This window comes from Microbacterium sp. 13-71-7 (genome assembly GCF_002257455.1).
GTDB lineage: Bacteria > Actinomycetota > Actinomycetes > Actinomycetales > Microbacteriaceae > Microbacterium.
The window spans coordinates 1-2,564 of record NZ_NCKN01000366.1 but is presented as its reverse complement, the minus strand read 5'-3'; the positions used below and the strand labels follow the sequence as shown (position 1 = coordinate 2,564).

The window sequence follows — 2,564 nt, the reverse complement described above, 5'->3', positions numbered from 1 at the left end:
CTGTCCACGACGTTCGTGCAGGACGGGATCGGGGGGCTCCGCCAGGGCTACGAGTACGGCCGCAGCGGCAACCCCACGCGGGACGCGCTGCAGGCGCAGCTCGCCGCGCTCGAGGGCGGCACGCACGCCTACTCCTTCGCCTCCGGCCTCGCCGCGGAGGACACCCTGCTGCGCGCGATCCTGCAGCCGGGCGACCACGTGCTGCTCGGCAACGACGTCTACGGCGGCACGTTCCGCCTCATCTCGCGGGTGCTCGGCGCCTGGGGAGTGACCGTGCAGGTGGTCGACATGAGCGACACCGACGCGGTGCGGAACGCCGTGGCCACCCGGGCGCCGCGCGTGCTCTGGGTCGAGACGCCGTCGAACCCGCTGCTGCGCATCTCGGACATCGCCGCGCTCGCCGCGATCGGACACGAGGCCGGATCCGTCGTCGTGGTCGACAACACCTTCGCGACCCCCGCGCTGCAGCGTCCGCTCGAGCTCGGCGCCGACGTGGTCGTGCACTCCACCACGAAGTATCTGGGCGGGCACTCCGACGTCGTCGGCGGCGCGGTCGTACTGCGCGACGACGCGCTCGCCGAGAAGATCGGCTTCCTGCAGTTCGCGGTGGGCGCCGTCTCCGGCCCGTTCGACGCCTGGCTGACCACGCGGGGTATCAAGACGCTGCCGGTGCGGATGCGCCAGCACGACGAGAACGGCCGCGCCGTCGCCGAGTTCCTGGACGCGCACCCCCGCGTCGCGCGCGTCTACTACCCCGGCCTGCCCTCGCACCCGGGGCACGAGCTGGCCGCCCGGCAGATGTCGGGCTTCGGCGGCATCGTCTCGGTCGCGCTGGAGTCAGGGGAGGCGGCCCGCCGCTTCGCCGAGTCGACGCACGTGTTCCAGCTCGCGGAGTCGCTCGGCGGCGTGGAGTCCCTCGTCAACTACCCCGACGCGATGACGCACGCCTCCGTGCGGGGCACCGAAGCGGCCGTGCCCGTCGAGGTCGTGCGCCTCTCGGTCGGCCTGGAGGACATCGCCGACCTGCTCGCCGATCTGGAGCAGGCGCTGCAGGCCTGACGCGCGGAACCGGATCCGCTCGTTTCTCGCCGCTCGCGAGAAGCCAGATCCTGCATGAGACACCGCGGCAGACGTGGTTTCTCATGCGGGATCTGGTTTCTCGGCAGCCGGGCGGCCGGCGCGTTCGCGCATCCGGGCATCTCGCGCATCCGGGGCGGGTCAGGCGGACGCGCGCCCGCCGCGGGTGCGGGCCACGAGGACGTCGCGCACGACGATCGCGCGCCGCATATCGGCCATGATCGGGTCGAAGAAGCGCTCCCGGTAGCGCTGCTCGCTGACGGCCGACAGCACGAACGGCAGCGACGAGATGATCGACATCAACGCCGCCGTCTTGACGAGGTTCATCGTGATCGGAAGCGTCGCGCCGCCGACCGCCAGGCGGTCCACGTGCAGCGGGTGGGCGGGCGTTCCCGGCCCCACCCACAGCTCGACGATCCCGACGGGGATGGCGATGCCGCCGATGAGCACGAGCAGCGCCCACAGCATCGCCGCGAACAGCACCGCCTGCATGAGCTGCGCCACCGCCATCACGAGCATCACGTTGAAGCGCTGGACGAAGCGCAGCGGCGCGGACGGCGCGGAGCCGGATCCGTCCTGCGTGATCGGCGTGCCGGCGAGGAGCGCGGTGCGCTCCTCGGGGGTGAGCGTCTGACGGATCTCGTCGATCTCGGAGGCGCACACCCGCAGCACCACGATCAGCGCGAGCGCGGCGACGACGGCGCCGATGAGGGCGATGGATCCCCAGGGCAGCGCCGAGCTCATCTGCCAGACCTCGGCGGAGAAGAAGGCGAAGACCACCAGCATCAGGATCACGGGAAGCGCGATCGACGCCATGTGCCCGATCGCCGAGACGTTGCGCACCGCGAGGCGGCTGCCCCAGGAGAGCAGGGCGCCGCCGCCGGCTCCCGTGAACAGCATGCAGACGGCGACCAGGACCAGCCCCTCGATCACCGGAGCGACCAGGGCTCCCGGTCGCAGGAGGTAGCCGACCACGATGAGCGCGATGAGGCAAGCGGCGATCACGACCCCCGCGATCGCGGTCCCGGCCCGCGCAGAGAGTCGGCGCAGAGCCGCGCGCACGAGCCGGAAGCCCACCCAGGCGATCACGGCGGTGAGGGCGAGGATCAGCAGCACGAGCCCGAGCAGGGCCCATTCGTCGTCGGGGAGGAGCTCCGCGGCCACGTCGATCGCGTCGACCATGCCCCCGAGCAGGGCGGCGGCCAGGGTGACCGCGGTCACCAGCGGGGCGACGCGGCGCGGCAGATCGGTGAACCACCGCCGCAGCGGCACGAAGGTCGGCAGTCCCTGCTCGCGGAACCAGCGGTCCGCCGCACGCTGCCGAGCGCGAGCGCCGACGGGCGCGGTGACCGCGGCGGCATCGCCGGTTCCGTCCGGCGCTCCGGCCGGGGATGCGGTTCCGTCGGACATGGAGCCGACACTACCGGCCCCGACGGAGCCCGCGGGGTCGCCGGCGTTGGTCGTAGCCTGAGGGCATGACGGACATC

At 72.6% G+C, this 2,564-nt stretch carries 2 protein-coding genes; one reads left to right on the top strand and one right to left on the bottom strand.

What is annotated here, in order from left to right; all coding sequences use genetic code 11:
• The coding region (locus B7X32_RS20300) for a cystathionine gamma-synthase (RefSeq protein ID WP_292723901.1) at window positions 1–1,059 on the top strand (1,059 nt) is incomplete at its 5' end.
• Window positions 1,060–1,218: 159 nt separating this feature from the next.
• On the opposite strand, the gene B7X32_RS20295 is transcribed toward B7X32_RS20300, so the two are convergent.
• Entirely contained in the window at window positions 1,219–2,487 is a 1,269-nt protein-coding gene (locus B7X32_RS20295; protein WP_292723898.1) for a hypothetical protein, read from the bottom strand.
• Window positions 2,488–2,564: the final 77 nt, after the last annotated feature.

Excerpts from the sequence above, each read along its gene's own strand:
- B7X32_RS20295 (WP_292723898.1), bottom strand. The coding sequence starts at position 2,487 with ATGTCCGACGGAACCGCATCCCCGGCCGGAGCGCCGGACGGAACCGGC.